Consider the following 743-nt stretch of genomic DNA (forward strand, 5'->3'; position numbering starts at 1 on the left):
CTGCGCGGTGTGGTGAGGCCGCAGGCCGAGCAGCGCCGGGAGGCTCCGGCAGCGGGGACCTTGACCAGGGTGCCGCCGCGCCGGGCGAGCTTGTACGTCAGCATCGTGACCGTGCGGCCCCACGCCTCCTGGCTGATGGAGCGGTCCAGCCCGGCCTTCTGGGAGACGTTCCTCCCCGGCTGTTCGATGCTGCCCCGGGCGGACCTGACCATGTTCGTGATGGTGAGCTGCTCGACCACGACCGTGCCGTCTCGGTCGGCGATCTCGGTGGTGGTCTTGTGCTGCCGGTCGACGGCTCGGCGCGTGGCTGTTGCACGGAGTCGTCTGATCTGGTCGTAGGTGGTGCGCAGCCGGTTGGAGGTGCGCTCTTGGGGCTTGCGGAAATTCTTGCGGTGTGCGGCCCGCCGCTCCAGGCGCAGCAGCCTGGCCTTCTCCTTGCCGGTCAGCCACTTGTCTCGGTCGGCGGTGTCGTCCGCGAGGCGGGCGGGCCGGCCGTGGTCGAAGTGACGGCCGTCGGAGAGGGCCGGGGGGAGGTTCACCCCGGCGTCGATGCCGACCTCGGGCCCGGTGTGGGTCCCTGGTTCCGGTTGCAGGGTCTGCACCCGGAAGGCGATGTGCCGGCCAATGGGGCCTCCCCTGCTCGAGCGAAGCCGAGAGCTTGGGGAAGCGTCCTTCACCAGCCGGGCGCCGGTGATCCGGTTGTTCTTGTCGGCGCGCCTGCCGACCGGCAGGTCCCTGGTCCA

At 70.9% G+C, this 743-nt stretch carries 1 protein-coding gene; it reads right to left on the minus strand.

What is annotated here, in order from left to right; translation table 11 throughout:
• The coding region (locus JL475_RS39250) for a transposase (protein WP_202282964.1) at positions 1-743 on the minus strand (743 nt) is incomplete at both ends.

This window comes from Streptomyces sp. M2CJ-2 (assembly GCF_016757295.1).
Classification (GTDB): Bacteria; Actinomycetota; Actinomycetes; order Streptomycetales; family Streptomycetaceae; genus Streptomyces.